Genomic DNA, 16,168 nt, shown 5'->3' with positions numbered 1-16,168 from the left:
CGTGAAATATAATGTAATCATGATTGTATAAAAATTACCAGGTAAGGGAATAGGTTATTGTAGCACCTGCTTTATCCACGGGCACAAGCAGTTCCTGTGCGGTGTTTGCCTGCCGTATAAAAGGCTTTAGCTTTTCATCAATAAACAGGTAATACGACTTATCATCAACAGCATATAACCCTTTTTTTATTTGTTCTATCTTTTTAGCAACCGCAATGCGGTGATATAACCCGGCAGATGGATGGGCAACCGTTAATTCCCTTACCAGGCCGGAGCTGCCGGAAGCGAAAATTTTATCGGTAACATTTACATCGTATATGCTATAGCGATAGGAAGGTGCTCTTGCGGCGTCTAAAGTATAGCCTTTCGTTTGTACCTCATCGAAAGATACGCTATCGGGCCAGGCGGTATTTGCTGCATCAGGCAGGATGGCTAATGCCGGCGCATCCGACAAGGTAATCACGCTGCCCAATGGAACAATGCGCTGGTAAGGCTCTCCTCTTGAGTACCACAGGTCTGTAGCATCTGCAAATCTTCCTCTCCATACCTGCAATAAAGCGCCCCGTTTTAAATCGTAAGAATAGTTAACCTGGTTAGGATTACCCACAGAAATGGCATGCGTGATCATCTTATTGTTATAGCTTAAAAAACTGCGCAACAGGTAAGGTTTCGCGGCAGGATCTATAAGTATTGGATTCACCATACTTACTTTTTCAGGTGTGCTGTTATCGCCGCTTAACGCGCGGTATTTCAGATTACGGATCGCCACATTGCCATGATCGCCCTGGATCATTAAAGGACCTGTAGCACGTTCATCTTCAAACAAAGGAGACCTTGTGGGCCCGGTTAGCGCTATTTGCTGCTGCACCAGCGCCCCGTTCAAATACACGGCTTCAAAACGGGCGTTTTCCGTTTTTATACCTCTATCATTAAACCGTGGTGCACGGAATTGTATTTTGAGATGCTGCCACAAACCCGGCGCCCTGGCAACATTTACCAGCGGGGCGTAACCTTCAAAGCCGGTATTTTTACCATTATCCCAGCGCTGGTAAATACCGCCGCAGTCGGAAAAGGCAGGGTGCAGTGTAGTCCAGCTATCAAATAACTGAACCTCATACCGGCCCAGCAGGTAAATGCCGGAATTAGACCCTTTTGCCATCATAAAATCGAGTTCTATTTCCACATCGCCAAAATTTCCTTTTGTTACCAGGTGCGCCCTGTTCTTTTTAGAAACCGCATTTACCAGCACGCCTGTTCCGGGAACCGGTTTCAGGTCACCTTCTTTATTGATATCCCCTACGGCATCTGAAGCAACAACCCAATTGGCCCCGGGATCTGCAAAGGCGTCAAGATTGTTCAGTGAAATTGTGGTAAAGCCTGGTTGGTTCTGTGCATAACCAATACATATAGATAGTATGCCCAGGAAGAGGAGATACATTCGTCTTTTGACCATTCTGATTGTATTATTTGTTTAAGGTTGAAATGATAGAGTTGCAGCCATTCCCATTTTAAAACAGGACAGCGAAGCTATTAAAATATTTTTTTCCGGCGTTCTTCTTTTAAAAGAAGCTCTAAAAGACCAGGAAGGAAGATACCAGTAAGTGGTATAGGAAAAATCAAAAGCATCAGCTCATTATTTGCCCGCCTTCGCTTCATGCTCCGCAACCATCTTATCAAATGCTTCGGCCCTTGCGGCATCAAACTTTGCTTTTTGCTTCCATTCATCCGTACCGTATACACCTGCTTTGGAATAGTCAAAAGGTTTGAACTTTATTTTGCTGATGACCTTTTTGTGTTTAAACCGGAAATCAAAATGTTGAACATCCATAAAACCCGGATCAGCTATTACCGAACGGCTGTCTTTACCTTCCTGCTGCCATGCTGCAAAAGTTTTTTTACCAAAAAGAATGTTATTGCCACGGGTATCCCAATAGCCATTTTCATCGGTTAGCATATTAACCGTTGACCAGTTGCTGCTCAGCAATGTGCCGCTATTGAAATAAACGATGTTACGGGTAAACGAAAAGGAACGATGCGCTTCCACACGGGTTGCCTGCAACTGCGATTTGATGCTATTAACGAAAATATTATTGCGGATGCTGTTTTCTTTCCCGTAATGCTGGTGAAATCCTGCACTCTTGCAATTGTATACCAGGTTATTTTCCATAACAATTCCCTCTGAACCTTCGTCGGTGTATAAGCCCCATCCGCCATAATCGAGTGAATACACATGATGGATAACATTATTGCTTACGGTTGTTCCCTCCGAAGCGCCTAACGTGTATACGCCGCCCATATCGCTTAATACGCCCCATCCCAGGTGATGAATATGGTTATACTCCACACGGTTGCGTTTGGAAGGGCTTGGCGTATAGCCCCACACCCAGCCTACGGATACGCCGGAGTATTTAAAATCTGAGATCTCGTTATGCAGCAGTTCATTATCACTTCCATGAAATATGATCATACCTACCGCACAGGGAAATACATGTCCCCCCGACCGGGCTATGTTGTTCACCACTTTTATATGGTGGGTTACTTCTTCAGGATTGGCACGCAAAATGGTTTCGCCAATTTTAACAGCGCCTGCGCCCAGGTTGTGCAAATAACAATGTTCTATCAATCCATTATCGCAGGCCCTTCTGAACCATATACCACTGCCACCCGTACCCGAAATTTCGCAATTAATGAACGACACCCGGCTGGCGAAATCCATTTCAATGCCTGCAGCCACCGGAGCGGCCGCCTGGGCGGGTTCCACGCCACCCGGGGGCATGCGGTAACCGGCTACCCGGAAAGCAATATTTTCAAAACGGATATCACTCACCTTTTCTCCGGTTTTTTCATTGCCGGATATAGTAACGAACTTATCCAGCAAGGGCGCCATAGCGGTTGTTCCCTCAATGGTTTCACCGGGCTGCGGGCGGTAATACAATGTGCCGGAACGTTCGAGGAACCATTCGCCGGGAGCATCCAAAGCAGACCGCACGTTTTCAATAGCAAACAGAGAGGCGGTAGTAATGGGGTTCCAGGGTTTCATGCCTTCCCCGCTAATATATAAGGAGGTATCGGCGGCGTTATAGTATTGAACAGGTTTTTTGGTATTGTCCCAGTGGTGATAAAAAGTGATCACCACATCTTTCCACGCTTCTTCGCTTATATCTTTCATCTGGTTCGCAGCTTCCGCAGGAATTTTAATTTGCTGAACTGCCAGCTCCGGCGATCGCCCCTCCCCCTTAACAATAACCGTTTCTTTAACCGATACCGGGGAGTAAAATCCTTTATTGGGTGTTTGCGCCCTGGTAACACGAGCACCATTTATATACAATTGCTCAAAACGCCAGCCATACCGCCGCACTTCCGGCACATCGGTTTTCCACAGGCTATCGGATACTTTTTCAAATTTGTTCAGGTAAAACCCGCCATAAAAAACCACGCCTTCCTCTCCTTTAAAAACCAAAGGAGCAGCTTCCGTACCACCATCCTCAACCGACAGCATTAAGGTTTCCGGCATGATGTATTCGCCTTTGCGGATAATGACCTGCCAGGCATGTTGGGCATCCGGGTTTTGTTTCCGCAACAGCCTGATACGGTCTCTCGCAGCGGTAAGCGTTGCCAGCGGCTGTTCAGCAGTGCCGGGATTACCGTCATTTCCGGAGGGTGCTATATAAATATTTTGCGCAACTGCATCAAAGGATAATAAAAAGCTGAAGACAAGGAAAAGGGTAAACCAAAGGTTTTGTTTCACTGGTAGTAGTATTGTTGATTGGTTAAAAATAAGTGTTTTTGGTAAAGGCAGTAGGGAAAAGGTTCAGCCAGCGAGCGCATTCTTTCTCGCTTACTTTTCGGGCGATAAGTGAGACGATTGGGCCTGAATGAGGAATAGTGAATTGACTACTTTCGGTGCTGCTGATACATCATCAATAGCAATTTCGTTCAGCGCCAGGGTCATAGCTAGCCCATAACGGCTGTAGATGAAGACCCCGGCGCGAATCAAAGAATAAATTTATTATTCAAACGGCCGGCATATTCTTTAAATGATTTACAGAAACAAATTTAAATCATTTAAAATTCTTTAGTTTTAATCGCATGATCATCGTTGATCTTACAAAAAAATTAAGCGTTTTTAAATGAACATACTTGAACGTTTTGCATCCGTAACCACATTTGCATTTGACATGGATGGGGTATTGACCGATGGCAGTGTATGGGTATTCCCCGGTAATGAACTTATCCGCCGCATGGATATTAAAGACGGCTATGCGCTTCAACTGGCGGTAAAAAAAGGATACAGGGTAGCAGTGATAACCGGTTCGCATTCCCTGCCTATGGAGGAAAGACTTGCGACTTTAGGTATTACTGATTTTTTTCAACGGGTGCAACATAAAAAAGAGCAACTGGATACATATATAACGCAGCACAAGCTGAGCACCAATGAAGTGTTGTATATGGGAGATGATATTCCGGATTACGAAGTAATGCAGGCTGCGGGAATTGCGTGCTGCCCTGCCGACGCTGTTACTGAAATTAAAACCATAGCGCATTATATTTCTCCCCGCAGCGGCGGCAAAGGCTGCGTGAGAGATGTTATTGAAAAGGTATTAAAGATCAACGGGCAGTGGGAAACGGATACGGAGGTGAGGAATGTGTGAGGGGGAAGATGATTTGAGATGGGTTCAGGTTGCAGGTTTCAGGGCGCAGGGCAGGCTCGGTGCGCATAAGTTGTTCTAACTTCCAGCATTTGTTTACGCCTTGCAAAGACGGTACTTATAAACGTCATTAACGGTAGGGCCCAGGTTACAAGTTGCAGGGGGCAGGGTGTGTAGCTGCAGCGATAGGATAAATACTCCTTTTCTGCCGATAGCTGACTGATAGCCTTCTTCGGATTTCGAAATTCCGGCTTCGGATTTCCCAGTTTGTGGTTTGTGGTTTATCGTTTGTAGTTTATTGTTGAATTCTTCTTCGGATTTCTGTCTTCGGATTTGAATTTTGCCTGTCATGGTGAGCCTGCCCGCCGCGGCGGGGCACGAACCATCTGTATCTATTTGTTTTTTGTGATTTGGCTTTTGGTGCTTTCACATCGGATTTCGGATTTAATGCTTCGGACTTTGTATTTTATTTGGTTCTTGTTATTTGTCTTTTGATGCTTTGTATTTCCCTTCGGATTTCGTCTCCAGTGGCGCAGGTTTGGTAGCATTGCTTTTTGTTCATCCAGGCCTGTGCCCTGGTGTTACTAAATTCTTCATCAAGATACGCTCACTATTTCCAATAGCATCCTTGATTCGCGCCGGGGTTTTCATCACCAGCCGTTGTGGGCCAGCTATGAAACCATGGCGCTGAACGATTCGCCGGGGTCTCACGCTTCACACAGTTGCCTGACTGTGAAGACCCCGTCGGGAAGAAATTTGCATAATTACGATTATTAGTACCATCTCTATAAATCTGCCCATGCATTAGTTCATGACCAAGTGCTATGAAAGGAGAAACCCCAGCCCACTTTCCCGCTTAGTCCAATACCAATAATGCTTTTATCGTTCAGCTTATAGCCGGCGGTAAGCGAATAGCTGTAGTGGTAGGAAAATAATGGTTCGACCGCTGGGTCTGAAAATCAGTGCCCAGCTCTATTCTTTGAAGAAAGCTTTTTGCCCTTTGCCCTTTGGGCTTAAAGTCAGGCATTATCATATCACTGCTGCCGCTGCCACCATTACCTAACTGGTTCAGCTTGTTTTTTATTTTTGATAGCTCACCCTGCGCCTGCTGCAATTTGCTTTGCAGTTGTTTTACCAACTGATACTAAAGATAATAAATAATGACAAATACGTCATTGCTGAAGCGTTGCCTACATCCCATCTTCACATAGTAATGGCACAGCTTAGAGATAAAATATTGCTCAGGAAAATTGCAATTGTAATAAAAGAGCTTCGTGAAAACGAAGGACTCACCCAGGAAGCTGTGTATAATGACATCTATATTCATATTGGCAGGATTGAAACGGCGAAGACTAACCTGAGTATTAGCACACTATCCACTATATGTAAACATTTTAAAATTTCTTTATCGGATTTCTTTAAAAAAGTAGAAAGTCTCTAAATCTGCTCCCAAAGCGTTAAGCATGGCTGGAAACGGACACCCCATATTATATACATTCCGGACTCACCGTAACTTGACTCAGGAGGATGTAGCCGGTGAACTGCAAATATCCCCGGGTGAATATGAAGCAATTGAAGCCGGAGCAGAAAATGTAGATCATAACATAGCGCAAAAGCTTTCTCAATTGTATAATGCACCCACAGTCTTGTTTTTACCTGCCAATCCTTCTTCTCAGCTAAATTTTGAGTACACGAATACCACGTTTAACAGCAGCAATGCCTATGTACATAACCTGTACCAGAACGACACCCGGGTAATTGAAATGCTAATGACTGCCAAAGAGGAAGAAATCAGGTTATTGAAAAAAGAGATCAAACGGCTTCAGGATCAGAACAATCAATTACTGGTTCGTTTATTGGGTAAAAAATAAGGAATATATTTCGCCAAAACTACTTTTTCTATACAGTTTTGGCGAAATATAGAACTCATATTTCGCCAAAATTGCTTTTTTTGTATAGTATCTTAAAAGCAGAAAAGCAGAATTAGACAGGTATCAACTGCTGCAATTGTACATGGTAATGGGCGGTATACCGCAATACCTTAAAGAAATACAGGCAGGGCAAAGCGCCGTTCAGAACATTGACAATATTTACTTTACAAAAGATGGGCTGTTAAAAACGGAATTTGACAATTTATTTTACGCCTTATTTGAAAATGCCGGGAAACATATTGATATTGTAAGAGCATTAGCGAGAAAACCAACCGGATTAACCAGAAACGAAATAATGATATCAGTCGGGTTACAAACAGGGGGCGGCTCTACCCAATTACTAACGGAACTGGAAGAATCAGGCTTTATTACATCTGTCATACCTTTCAACAAAAAAGTAAAAGACAGTTTGTACAGGTTAACAGATGAATACACCTTATTTTATATAAAGTTTATTGAACCTACCCGGAAGCAAACAGGTAAAGGCACATGGAACAGGCTGGCTGAAACCAGTTCATGGAAAACCTGGAGCGGGTATGCTTTTGAAAGCATTTGCCTCAAACATATAGAAGCCATTAAAGCAGGATTGGGAATTACAGGGGTATACACAATTACCGCCGCCTGGCGGTATAACGGAACAGGAATAGAGGAAGGGGCACAGATCGACCTTTTGATTGATCGTTCGGACAGATGTATTAATATTTGCGAAATGAAATTTTGCGGGGATGAATTCATTATTAATAAGACATACGCAGCCAACCTTGAAAAAAAGATAAAAGTTTTTCGCTGTGTGGCACAACCGAAAAAAAATATTTTCCTCACTATGATCACCACTTATGGAGTGAAAGAAAATATTTATAAAGTAAATCTAATACAAAATGAGTTAACGATGTCTGCACTATTTGAATAATTATTTACACTAAGAACGGCTGATACCACTATTTCCTTCCCAAAGCTTTAATCAATTCCTTATTCTGCTGGCGCAGGTATTCGATCTCTTCCTTAAGTGAATTAATTTCGGAAATATTCCCGGGCTGCCGGTAATCATTTTCAACCTGATTAAAATACGCGATATTAGAATTGTCGAATTTAGGTTGGTGAAAGGTAATAACAGGTATTGCCTCAGAGAGCAAATCACCAATACCAACATTATAAAATTCCGCCAGTTTTTGCGCCTGCTCGGCAGTAAGGCTTTTGGGGTCACGCTCCAGCCGGCTATAGGTGTTTTGACTTATGCCCAACACATCCGCAATTTCTTCCTGCTTATAGCCTTTTACTTCTCTTAGTATTTTTAAAGTAGTGGTTGCCATATATAATTATTGGATAAAGATATAAAAAAATGAATACGTCATCCGGGATAAAATATTAAAGGATATGGTTGCCATCTTTGTTTTCCGCAATACAGGTCCGCACAAGCCATTATTCCCCGTTCTACCGCATACCGGGGGCATTACACTATTTTTTAAAATGATCACTGCCATCGTCAAGCCTATACTGGTCTACCCCGATCAGCCTCCATTGCGCATCGAACGTGTTTTTACAGTGCAGATCAGTTTCTTCCTCACTTGCATAGTGAATAATATAGTCGGTAAGCCATCCCTCATTATTATAATTAGTATATGTTCCTTTGCAGACTTTGCCCCTTCGCGTCCTTTGCGTGAAACCATCCGCACGTGCGGGACGCCGGAAAAATTTACTCCCGCATGGCATACAACACAAATTCGTTTACATTTATAGTTCTTTAGCTACATTACTATATTCAGTATTTAAATCATCGTTTATGGCCGGAACACTAAGTAAAATAAGGCAGGCATACCAGCTATTTAAATCCATTGATTTTGACCAGTTGGGAAAGATCTCGAAAAAGGTTGACCTGCAAAAATTAATGGAAGGGTTTTCAAGGCTTGATGATAACCAGTTGAAGGGACTGCAAAAACTGATGGAAAGCAATGGCAAACCCAAAAAAGCATTACCCGAAATAAACGGCGATTTCTATGAGCTGTCGCTCCGGCTCAATGAGGAAGACAGGATCGTTCAATTAAAGGTGAGGGAATTCATGGAAAAAGAAATTGCCCCAATCGTGAACAATTACTGGCTGCACGATGATTTCCCGTTTGAAATCATTCCAAAATTTGCCGCGCTTAATTTATGCGGCGTTACGTATAAAGGCTATGGCTGTCCCGGAAGATCTTTTTTATTAGAAGGCATTATTGCCATGGAAATGGCCAGGGTTGACGCTTCCATTGCTACCTTTTTTGGCGTGCAGAGCGGACTGGCAATGGGCTCTATTTACCTGTGCGGATCGGAAGAGCAAAAAACATACTGGCTTCCGCGCCTGCAGCAGTTTAAAGCCATTGGCGCTTTCGGACTTACAGAACCGGAAGTGGGCTCCGGCGCGGCAGGCGGACTAACCACAACGGCTAAACGTACAGGTGATCAATGGATATTAAACGGGCAGAAAAAATGGATCGGCAACGCCACTTTTGCCGATGTAACCATTATATGGGCCAAAGACGTTGATGACAACCAGGTGAAAGGCTTCCTGGTTACCAAAGACGCACCGGGCTTTAGCGTAGAAAAGATAAAAGGAAAGATGGCATTGCGGATCGTTCAGAACGGGTTGATTACCCTGAACAATTGCGAGGTAATGGAAAAAGACAGGTTGCAGGGCGCCGGCTCCTTTAAAGATACCGCCAAAGTATTGCAAATGACAAGAGCCGGTGTTGCATGGATGGCCGTGGGCTGTGCCAGGGGCGCCTATGAAAACGCGTTGGATTACACCCGCAAAAGAAAACAATTCGGCAAACCTATCGCGTCTTACCAGTTGATCCAAAATCACCTCGTGGAAATGCTCTTTAACCTCACGGCTATGCAGTCGCTGGTATTCAGGCTATCGGAATTGCAGGACCAGGGCTTACTGAAAGATGAACATGCTTCGCTGGCAAAAGTATTTTGCTCTTTGCGCACACGCGACATCGTGAGCAAAGCAAGGGAAGTAATGGGCGGCAACGGCATTTTGCTTGACTATAACGTAGCGCGTTTCGTAGCAGATGCGGAAGCCATTTATTCTTACGAAGGCACCAAAGAAATCAACTCACTGATCGTGGGCAGGGCAATTACGGGGTTCAGCGCGTTTGTGTAGTAGCTGTCGGCTAAGCACCAAATCACAAAAAACAAGAAACAAATAAATTTTAAATCCGAAGCCGTAAGCGCTAAATCCGAAGAAATATAACGGTAAACTAAAAACAATAAATCATAAACTCCCCGTTCCGAAATCCGGGGGGAAGTGAAAGGTGAGAAGTGAAAGAAAGAATGCTCAGCCTGTCGTTAGCTCATACCTCAAATCCATCCGGAATTTCGAAAGGGGATGCGCCGGCTCCGTCTCTTCAAAAAATATCCTTATTTTCAATAAATTTTTAATATGTCTGCCATAATATTTATAAGCATTCGACGCATTGCCCTGCTACTTATTTTTTCTGTTTTAATTGGTTATACCCAGGGTCAACCCGCTGAACAAATGATTAAAGTAGTGGTTGCCCCGGATCATACTGACTGGAAATATAAGCCTGGTGAAAAAGTAAAGTTTACCATTACAGTTTTAAAAAGTGGCAATGTAGTGAAGGATGCTGTAGTGAAATATGAAATTGGCCCGGAGAAAATGGAAGCGATAAAAAAAGATTCCCTCACTATAGCAAGCGGCATACTTAATATAGATGGAGGCACGATGAAAACACCTGGATTTTTACGTTGTATTGCTACTGCAATTGTAAATGGCAAAAGCTACAGGGGATTGGCAACAGCAGCCTTCAACCCCTTACAAATAGATCCTGCCATTCAAAATCCATCAGATTTCAGCACCTATTGGGATAATGCAAAAACAGCGCTGGCAACGATACCCGTTGATGCAAGAATGACATTGTTACCGGAGCGATGCACTGAAAATGTAAATGTGTATCATGTAAGCCTGCAGAATTATAAACCAGGCACAAGATTATATGGTATTTTATGTATACCCAAAAAGGAAGGAAAGTACCCGGCATTGCTGCAGGTACCCGGCGCCGGTGTACGGCCTTATGCCGGAGATATTGCTAATGCAGAAAAAGGGATCATTACTTTTCAAATAGGTATACATGGTGTGCCGGTTAATATGGATGTTTCGGTATATAATAATCTTGCTACCGGCGCCCTGGCCGGTTATTGGAACTATAACCTGGATGATAAAGACCGTTATTATTATAAGCGGGTGTACCTGGGCTGTGTGCGTGCTAATGATTTCTTAACCGGCTTACCGCAATATGATGGGAAGCAGCTTGCTGTGATGGGAGGCAGCCAGGGTGGCGCTTTATCTATTGTAACGGTTGCACTTGATCCCCGTGTTAAGTTCCTGGCTGCATTGTATCCTGCCTTATCCGACGTAACAGGATATTTAAAAGGCCGTGCCGGCGGGTGGCCGCATTTATTTGACAAAAACAATCTTGCATTCAACAACACCAAAGAGAAGATCAATACTGCAGGGTATTATGATGTGGTGAATTTTGCAAGACAATTAAAAGTGCCGGGAATATATACCCTGGGCTTCAATGATGAAACCTGTCCGCCTACATCTATGTATGCAGCTTACAATGTAATTACAGCACCCAAAGAATTATTCATAGTTCCTGAAACCGGGCACTGGACTTTCCCGGAGCAGGGTGAGAAAATGAACAGTTGGATAGTAAGCAAACTGAATGAACAATAAATTTTTACAAATCCGAAGCCGTAAATCCGAAATCCGAAGGAGGGCGCCCCTATGCCCTGTAACTTGTGACTTGCAACCCAAAAGAAATACAAAGCACTAAAAAACAAATAACAAGAACCAAACCTGTCCGCCGGGGCGGATAAATTTCAAATGCCAAATCCGAAGCGGAAAGTCCGAAATTCGAAGCGAAATGCAACCATAAACCACAAACCATAAACCGCAAATTATAAAATCCGAAGCCGGAATTTCGAAACCCGAAAGGGAATGCAACCAAGAGCGCGATGAGAGGCGAGAAGAGAGAGGTGAAAGAGGGAGTACGAATACTATCGTTAGTAGTTACTCACCTGAATCTGATACCTGATACCAACCTTTTACCGCTTCCAGTTGGTATCGGTAAGGTTATAGATTTCCTGTATGTCGCGCAGTATTTTTTCGAAATCAAGGTTCAGATCTTTAAGCAACCCGGTTTTCAAATCAAAAACCCAGCCATGTACAATAGGATACCCCGTTTTTACATATTCCTGCTGCACGCTGGCTAATTTAATTACGTTTACACACTGTTCCTGCACATTCAGCTCAACCAGCCGGTCGTAGCGTTGCTTTTCATCCGTTATAGCGTTCAGCTCTTCTTTATGCAGGCGGTAAACGTCGCGGATATTTCTTAGCCAGGGATTAAGGATACCCATGTCTTTGGGCTGCATGGCGGCTTTTACGCCACCGCAGTTATAATGGCCGCAAACAATAATGTGCTTTATATCTAAGTACCGCACGCCATAATTGATCACCGCCATTACATTCAGATCTGTTGCGCATACAAGGTTGGCTATGTTGCGGTGCACAAACACTTCTCCCGAGTCGAGCCCCATGATCTCATTGGCAGGTACACGGCTGTCGCTGCAGCCAATATAGAGATATTCCGGGTTTTGGTCAGAGGCTAATTTTTTAAAAAAGTCAACATCCAAAGCGGTTTTGGAAGCGACCCATTTCCTGTTGTTTTCAAAAATCTGTCTGTAGGTGGTCATATTAAACGGAGGTGCATCGGGGTTGTCTAAAAAGTAATATTTTGCCACGAAGTCGCTAAGGCACGAAGAAAATAAAACCTGAAGATCAGGACTTTGTGCCCCTGCCCCTGCCTGCAGGCAGGCAGGTTTGAGTCTTAATGGCATATCTTCTATACCGACCTTTTGAGACAGCCTTTTTTGCTTATTGTAGGTTATGAAATACTTTCTGTACATCTTCGTCTTGTTCCAGGCGGTCAACTAATTTCAGCACGTCCTGCGCCTGCTCTTCCGGCAATTCCACCGTAGTGGAAGGGATCCATTCCACTTCGGCGCTTATGGGTGTAAGATGTTTTTCTTCCAGCGCTTTCTGCATATTACCAAAATCCGTGAAGCCGGTGCGCAATACCAGTATATCCTCGCCATTTTCGCCGGTACCTTCACCCAATTCTTCCAGCCCGTGATCAATCAATTCCAGCTCCAGATCCTCCGCGTTCAGCCCTTCGGGCTTCAGCTTAAATACGCCCATTTTTTTAAACTGAAAGGCCACGCTGCCACTGTTGCCCAGCGTGCCGTTGCCTTTATTAAAATGTGATTTTACATTGGCTACCGTACGCACATGATTATCGGTAGCGGTTTCCACCAGTACCGCCACGCCATGGGGAGCGTACCCTTCGTATAATATCTCTTCAATGTTTTCCATTTCCTTGCCCTGCGCTCTTTTAATGGCCGCTTCTACCCTGTCTTTGGGCATGTTTACGCTTTTCGCATTTTGCATGCAACGGCGTAAAGCGGGATTGGTGGTGGGGTCGGGGCCGCCGGCTTTAACGGCAATAGCTATTTCTTTGCCAATACGGCTGAACTGTTTCGCCATGCGGTCCCACCGGGCAAACATGGTTGATTTACGTACTTCAAATATTCTTCCCATAAGTGTTGCAAATGTAAGGTAATGGAGGGAAAAATGTTTGCGGCCCGGTCGTGCTTTATACACAGGAAGTGGTTGCACCCTGCGGAAAACCGGTAAAATAAACACATTTCCGTTTTTAAAATAAAAATACGGGAATCATCTTACCTTAGCGGTATGAGCGAACTTTCCATGGGAGATGCGTTGAAATTGTTTCTTCAGAAAAGCAGGCTGAAGGGAAATATGCAGGCCCTGCAGATAACCGACATATGGGAGCAACTGATGGGTAAAACCATTGCGCGGTATACCGATAAGATACAGATCATGAATCATACCCTGTTTATCGTTACCTCCGTGGCGCCCCTTAAAAATGAATTGCTTTTCCAGAAAGATAAGATCATTCAACGCGTGAACGAAGCCCTTGGAGAGCGGCTTATTACTGAAATCGTGATCCGCTGATCGGGGTAAGCTATTTAGCCCCACCGTTATTTGTGTTATTCTTTTTTACCGGTATAGAATGACAGGCAATAGAATCCGTTCCTAAACGGAATGTATATAACTATGCAGGTGGTCAATGGTTTCCTGCTGCGCAAGTATGGTTTCCTTTACAATATCTAATACCGAGATCACTCCATAAAATTCATTGTTTTTAAAAACGGGCAGATAGCGGATATTATGGGCTGTCATTATACTCATGCATTCTTCAAGCGTGTGCTCGGGGGTAATTTTAGGTAAATGCTCCAGCATAATTTCGCTTACAGGCGTATCACCTGATGATTTACCAAGTAATATCACTTTACGGGCGTAATCTCTTTCCGTTACCAGTCCGCGGTATTTCCCGCCATCATCCATAACAATTACAGATCCAACGTTCCTTTCAGACATGATCTTTAATGCGCCAAGTACGGAAATGCCGGGGTCAACGGTAATATTGTGATGCCCTTTGCGCATAAAAATGTGTGCAACCGTTCTCATATGCTCTGTTTTTGGTTAAAAATGAACTATCACGCGGGCAGGATGAATTATGGTTCAAAAGATACGACAATTGTTTGATATCCGGAAAATTCGTGTAGTTGTCTGTGCTGTACAACCACCGGAAATGGATATTCCCGTTCATTTACGCCGGCTTCCATGATCTTTTTTTGAATATCATCAAAAAAAAATATTGACATACAATAACTTCTGGTGCTATAAGTTAATGTACATAGTAACTTTTGAAGAAAGACCAATATCGTAATCCAATACCTGTTGACAGTAATGAGAAACCAATTTCTTATAGTTTCATTGGTGGCTTGTGCGCAGTTTGCTTTCGCGGGCATCCGGCCGCAAAAAACCAGGGAGATGCATGGCTCTCCGGTTATCGCGAATAATAGGAACGGCAACAATAGCTTTACCGGCCAATCTAAGGCTCAAAACGTATCATGGGCAGCAATAGGTAACAATACCATCGGCAGTGATCAGTCCATTTGTCAGCATACCGCTCCCGCTGCTTTAACAGGCAGCGCTCCTACAGGAGGAAACGGGAGTTTCACTTTTCAATGGCAAAGCAGCACCACCTCGGCAACTACAGGGTTTAGCAATATCAATGACGCAACAAACCAGGGTTATGCTCCCGGTGCATTAAGCCAAACCCATTGGTACAGGAGGATCGTAAACTCCGGCGCTGAAAGTAATACTTCGGCCGCAGTACAAATTGAAACAGACCCCCTGCCGGAAGTAACCATCAGCTATGATCAGTCGCCCTATTGCGGAACGGGCACTGCCACCGTAACGTTAACAGGATTAAGCGGCGGAACCTACAGTTCCGCTTCCGGGTTATCTATTAATGCCGCTACCGGAGCAGTTAACCTTTCAGCCAGTACCCCGGGATCCTATACGGTTAATTATACCTTCAGCAGCGGGGCATGTACCAGCACGGCTACCACCAATATTGATGTAGGCGACCCGCTGCTTGTAATTACCAATCCTTTGCCGGTTTGCGGATCGCCCACGGCAGATATAACAGACCCTTCTATAACATCGGGCAGCACCAGCGGGCTCACCTACCATTATTTTACAGATGAAGCCGGCACCCTGCCGCTCAGCGCTCCAACGGCAGTAGCAGTAAGTGATACATTTTATATTCGCGGTATAAGCGCAGGTGGCTGCTCAACCAACCTGGCGCCTGTGATCGTGGTGCTCAATGACCAGCCGGTTATATCTACCAGCGATACCGTGGTAGCTTGTAAAGGTTTGCCCGTTACCCTTAAAGCATCTTCACCGGGTAACGAAATAACATGGCAAAACACAGGAACAGGCGACAGTATTGTAGTACAGCCTGCCGGTAATGCTATTTATAAAGCCATCGCTATAAATGAAGCAGGCTGTACAGACACAGCTATTGTAAATGTGCTGGTACGGGAATTTTCTGTTTCGCTGAAAGCCAACCCCAACCCTATGCTGGTGGGTTCGCCTGCAACACTTACCACATCTGCCAGCTCCACCTATGAAGTGATTGGATGGAAACCTGAAATCTATTTCAGCAATCAGACGGCCAATACCCAGTCTTTTATTATTAATGATACCACCAGCACCTACTATGTTATAGCCAGGTCGGCAGACGGATGCATAGATACCGCCAGTGTAAAAACGGAGGTAGATAACAAAGACTTTTTTATACCCAACGCGTTCACACCAAATAACGATGGAAAGAACGACCTGTTCAGGGTATACGGATCATCGGTAACCGCAGCTGAAATAAAAATATACAATCAATGGGGTGTAATGCTATATGAAACGAAAGACAACCAGAAAGGCTGGGATGGAACGCATAAAAATAACCCGCAGCCGGTAGGCCTGTATGTATACGTGGTTAAGGTACGGCTATCCAATGAAGATACCTTTATAAAAAAGGGTACGATACGGCTAATACGATAAAAACTGCAATGAGGTATTATAAATTTTTAGAA

General features: G+C 44.1%; 16 protein-coding genes. 8 read left to right on the top strand and 8 right to left on the bottom strand.

The window, feature by feature from the left end:
* Positions 1-34 precede the first annotated feature (34 nt).
* Positions 35-1,453 carry a 3-keto-disaccharide hydrolase gene (locus tag PLE34_RS06760; RefSeq protein WP_324555214.1) on the bottom strand — a complete coding sequence of 473 codons (1,419 nt, stop codon included), beginning with the start codon at positions 1,451-1,453 and terminating at the stop codon, positions 35-37.
* A gap of 180 nt (positions 1,454-1,633) precedes the next feature.
* Entirely contained in the window at positions 1,634-3,748 is a 2,115-nt protein-coding gene (locus PLE34_RS06755) for a right-handed parallel beta-helix repeat-containing protein (RefSeq protein WP_324555212.1), read from the bottom strand.
* A gap of 382 nt (positions 3,749-4,130) precedes the next feature.
* On the opposite strand from PLE34_RS06755, the gene PLE34_RS06750 reads away from it, so the two are divergent.
* Positions 4,131-4,652: a KdsC family phosphatase gene (locus PLE34_RS06750; protein WP_324555210.1), complete on the top strand. Its 522-nt coding sequence runs from the start codon at positions 4,131-4,133 to the stop codon at positions 4,650-4,652.
* Between the two features lie 883 nt (positions 4,653-5,535).
* Here PLE34_RS06750 and PLE34_RS06745 read toward each other — a convergent pair.
* Entirely contained in the window at positions 5,536-5,787 is a 252-nt protein-coding gene (locus tag PLE34_RS06745) for a hypothetical protein (protein ID WP_324555208.1), read from the bottom strand.
* A 75-nt stretch (positions 5,788-5,862) separates the two neighbouring features.
* Between PLE34_RS06745 and PLE34_RS06740 the strand changes: the two genes are divergently transcribed.
* The 3 genes from PLE34_RS06740 to PLE34_RS06730 all read left to right on the top strand — a co-directional run bounded on the left by PLE34_RS06740 (position 5,863) and on the right by PLE34_RS06730 (position 7,490).
* The gene (locus PLE34_RS06740; protein WP_324555206.1) at positions 5,863-6,090 is read left to right on the top strand and encodes a helix-turn-helix domain-containing protein; all 228 of its coding nucleotides are present in this window, start codon (positions 5,863-5,865) and stop codon (positions 6,088-6,090) included.
* A 22-nt stretch (positions 6,091-6,112) separates the two neighbouring features.
* Entirely contained in the window at positions 6,113-6,520 is a 408-nt protein-coding gene (locus tag PLE34_RS06735; protein WP_324555204.1) for a helix-turn-helix transcriptional regulator, read from the top strand.
* A gap of 148 nt (positions 6,521-6,668) precedes the next feature.
* Positions 6,669-7,490, top strand: coding sequence for an ATP-binding protein (locus PLE34_RS06730; protein ID WP_324555202.1), 822 nt, complete (start codon positions 6,669-6,671; stop codon positions 7,488-7,490).
* 28 nt (positions 7,491-7,518) lie between these two features.
* Here PLE34_RS06730 and PLE34_RS06725 read toward each other — a convergent pair whose 3' ends face one another.
* Together PLE34_RS06725 and PLE34_RS06720 are read right to left on the bottom strand one after the other, a co-directional pair.
* Entirely contained in the window at positions 7,519-7,890 is a 372-nt protein-coding gene (locus PLE34_RS06725) for a helix-turn-helix domain-containing protein (protein ID WP_324555200.1), read from the bottom strand.
* A gap of 145 nt (positions 7,891-8,035) precedes the next feature.
* Complete coding sequence (locus PLE34_RS06720) at positions 8,036-8,290, bottom strand: hypothetical protein (RefSeq protein ID WP_324555199.1); 255 nt, start codon at positions 8,288-8,290, stop codon at positions 8,036-8,038.
* Positions 8,291-8,360: 70 nt separating this feature from the next.
* Here PLE34_RS06720 and PLE34_RS06715 point away from each other — a divergent pair, with 70 nt between their 5' ends.
* Positions 8,361-9,722, top strand: a complete 1,362-nt coding sequence (locus tag PLE34_RS06715; protein WP_324555198.1) for an acyl-CoA dehydrogenase family protein — start codon at positions 8,361-8,363, stop codon at positions 9,720-9,722.
* 279 nt (positions 9,723-10,001) lie between these two features.
* A complete protein-coding gene (locus PLE34_RS06710) occupies positions 10,002-11,318 on the top strand; it encodes an acetylxylan esterase (protein ID WP_324555196.1) in 1,317 nt (438 codons plus the stop codon).
* A 371-nt stretch (positions 11,319-11,689) separates the two neighbouring features.
* On the opposite strand, the gene PLE34_RS06705 is transcribed toward PLE34_RS06710, so the two are convergent.
* Together PLE34_RS06705 and PLE34_RS06700 are read right to left on the bottom strand one after the other, a co-directional pair.
* Positions 11,690-12,484, bottom strand: coding sequence for a carbonic anhydrase (locus tag PLE34_RS06705; protein WP_324555194.1), 795 nt, complete (start codon positions 12,482-12,484; stop codon positions 11,690-11,692).
* 37 nt (positions 12,485-12,521) lie between these two features.
* Positions 12,522-13,244, bottom strand: coding sequence for a YebC/PmpR family DNA-binding transcriptional regulator (locus PLE34_RS06700; protein ID WP_324555192.1), 723 nt, complete (start codon positions 13,242-13,244; stop codon positions 12,522-12,524).
* 153 nt (positions 13,245-13,397) lie between these two features.
* On the opposite strand from PLE34_RS06700, the gene PLE34_RS06695 reads away from it, so the two are divergent.
* Positions 13,398-13,679: a DciA family protein gene (locus PLE34_RS06695; RefSeq protein ID WP_324555190.1), complete on the top strand. Its 282-nt coding sequence runs from the start codon at positions 13,398-13,400 to the stop codon at positions 13,677-13,679.
* Between the two features lie 81 nt (positions 13,680-13,760).
* On the opposite strand, the gene PLE34_RS06690 is transcribed toward PLE34_RS06695, so the two are convergent.
* The gene (locus PLE34_RS06690; protein WP_324555188.1) at positions 13,761-14,195 is read right to left on the bottom strand and encodes a CBS domain-containing protein; all 435 of its coding nucleotides are present in this window, start codon (positions 14,193-14,195) and stop codon (positions 13,761-13,763) included.
* Positions 14,196-14,477: 282 nt separating this feature from the next.
* Here PLE34_RS06690 and PLE34_RS06685 point away from each other — a divergent pair, with 282 nt between their 5' ends.
* Positions 14,478-16,136: a T9SS type B sorting domain-containing protein gene (locus PLE34_RS06685; protein WP_324555186.1), complete on the top strand. Its 1,659-nt coding sequence runs from the start codon at positions 14,478-14,480 to the stop codon at positions 16,134-16,136.
* Positions 16,137-16,168 lie beyond the last annotated feature (32 nt).

Origin of the sequence: Agriterribacter sp., from assembly GCF_035445465.1 — a bacterium.
Classification (GTDB): Bacteria; Bacteroidota; Bacteroidia; order Chitinophagales; family Chitinophagaceae; genus Agriterribacter.
Note: the sequence above shows the minus strand (reverse complement) of the source record. Positions and strands in the feature narration are given on the sequence as shown.

Bases quoted from the DNA above. Each gene is read 5' to 3' on its own strand.
- PLE34_RS06760 (WP_324555214.1), bottom strand. From the start codon at position 1,453: ATGGTCAAAAGACGAATGTATCTCCTCTTCCTGGGCATACTATCTATA.
- PLE34_RS06750 (WP_324555210.1), top strand. From the start codon at position 4,131: ATGAACATACTTGAACGTTTTGCATCCGTAACCACATTTGCATTTGAC.
- PLE34_RS06740 (WP_324555206.1), top strand. From the start codon at position 5,863: ATGGCACAGCTTAGAGATAAAATATTGCTCAGGAAAATTGCAATTGTA.
- PLE34_RS06735 (WP_324555204.1), top strand. From the start codon at position 6,113: ATGGCTGGAAACGGACACCCCATATTATATACATTCCGGACTCACCGT.
- PLE34_RS06730 (WP_324555202.1), top strand. From the start codon at position 6,669: ATGGGCGGTATACCGCAATACCTTAAAGAAATACAGGCAGGGCAAAGC.
- PLE34_RS06725 (WP_324555200.1), bottom strand. From the start codon at position 7,890: ATGGCAACCACTACTTTAAAAATACTAAGAGAAGTAAAAGGCTATAAG.
- PLE34_RS06720 (WP_324555199.1), bottom strand. From the start codon at position 8,290: ATGCCATGCGGGAGTAAATTTTTCCGGCGTCCCGCACGTGCGGATGGT.
- PLE34_RS06715 (WP_324555198.1), top strand. From the start codon at position 8,361: ATGGCCGGAACACTAAGTAAAATAAGGCAGGCATACCAGCTATTTAAA.
- PLE34_RS06710 (WP_324555196.1), top strand. From the start codon at position 10,002: ATGTCTGCCATAATATTTATAAGCATTCGACGCATTGCCCTGCTACTT.
- PLE34_RS06705 (WP_324555194.1), bottom strand. From the start codon at position 12,484: ATGCCATTAAGACTCAAACCTGCCTGCCTGCAGGCAGGGGCAGGGGCA.
- PLE34_RS06700 (WP_324555192.1), bottom strand. From the start codon at position 13,244: ATGGGAAGAATATTTGAAGTACGTAAATCAACCATGTTTGCCCGGTGG.
- PLE34_RS06695 (WP_324555190.1), top strand. From the start codon at position 13,398: ATGAGCGAACTTTCCATGGGAGATGCGTTGAAATTGTTTCTTCAGAAA.
- PLE34_RS06690 (WP_324555188.1), bottom strand. From the start codon at position 14,195: ATGAGAACGGTTGCACACATTTTTATGCGCAAAGGGCATCACAATATT.
- PLE34_RS06685 (WP_324555186.1), top strand. From the start codon at position 14,478: ATGAGAAACCAATTTCTTATAGTTTCATTGGTGGCTTGTGCGCAGTTT.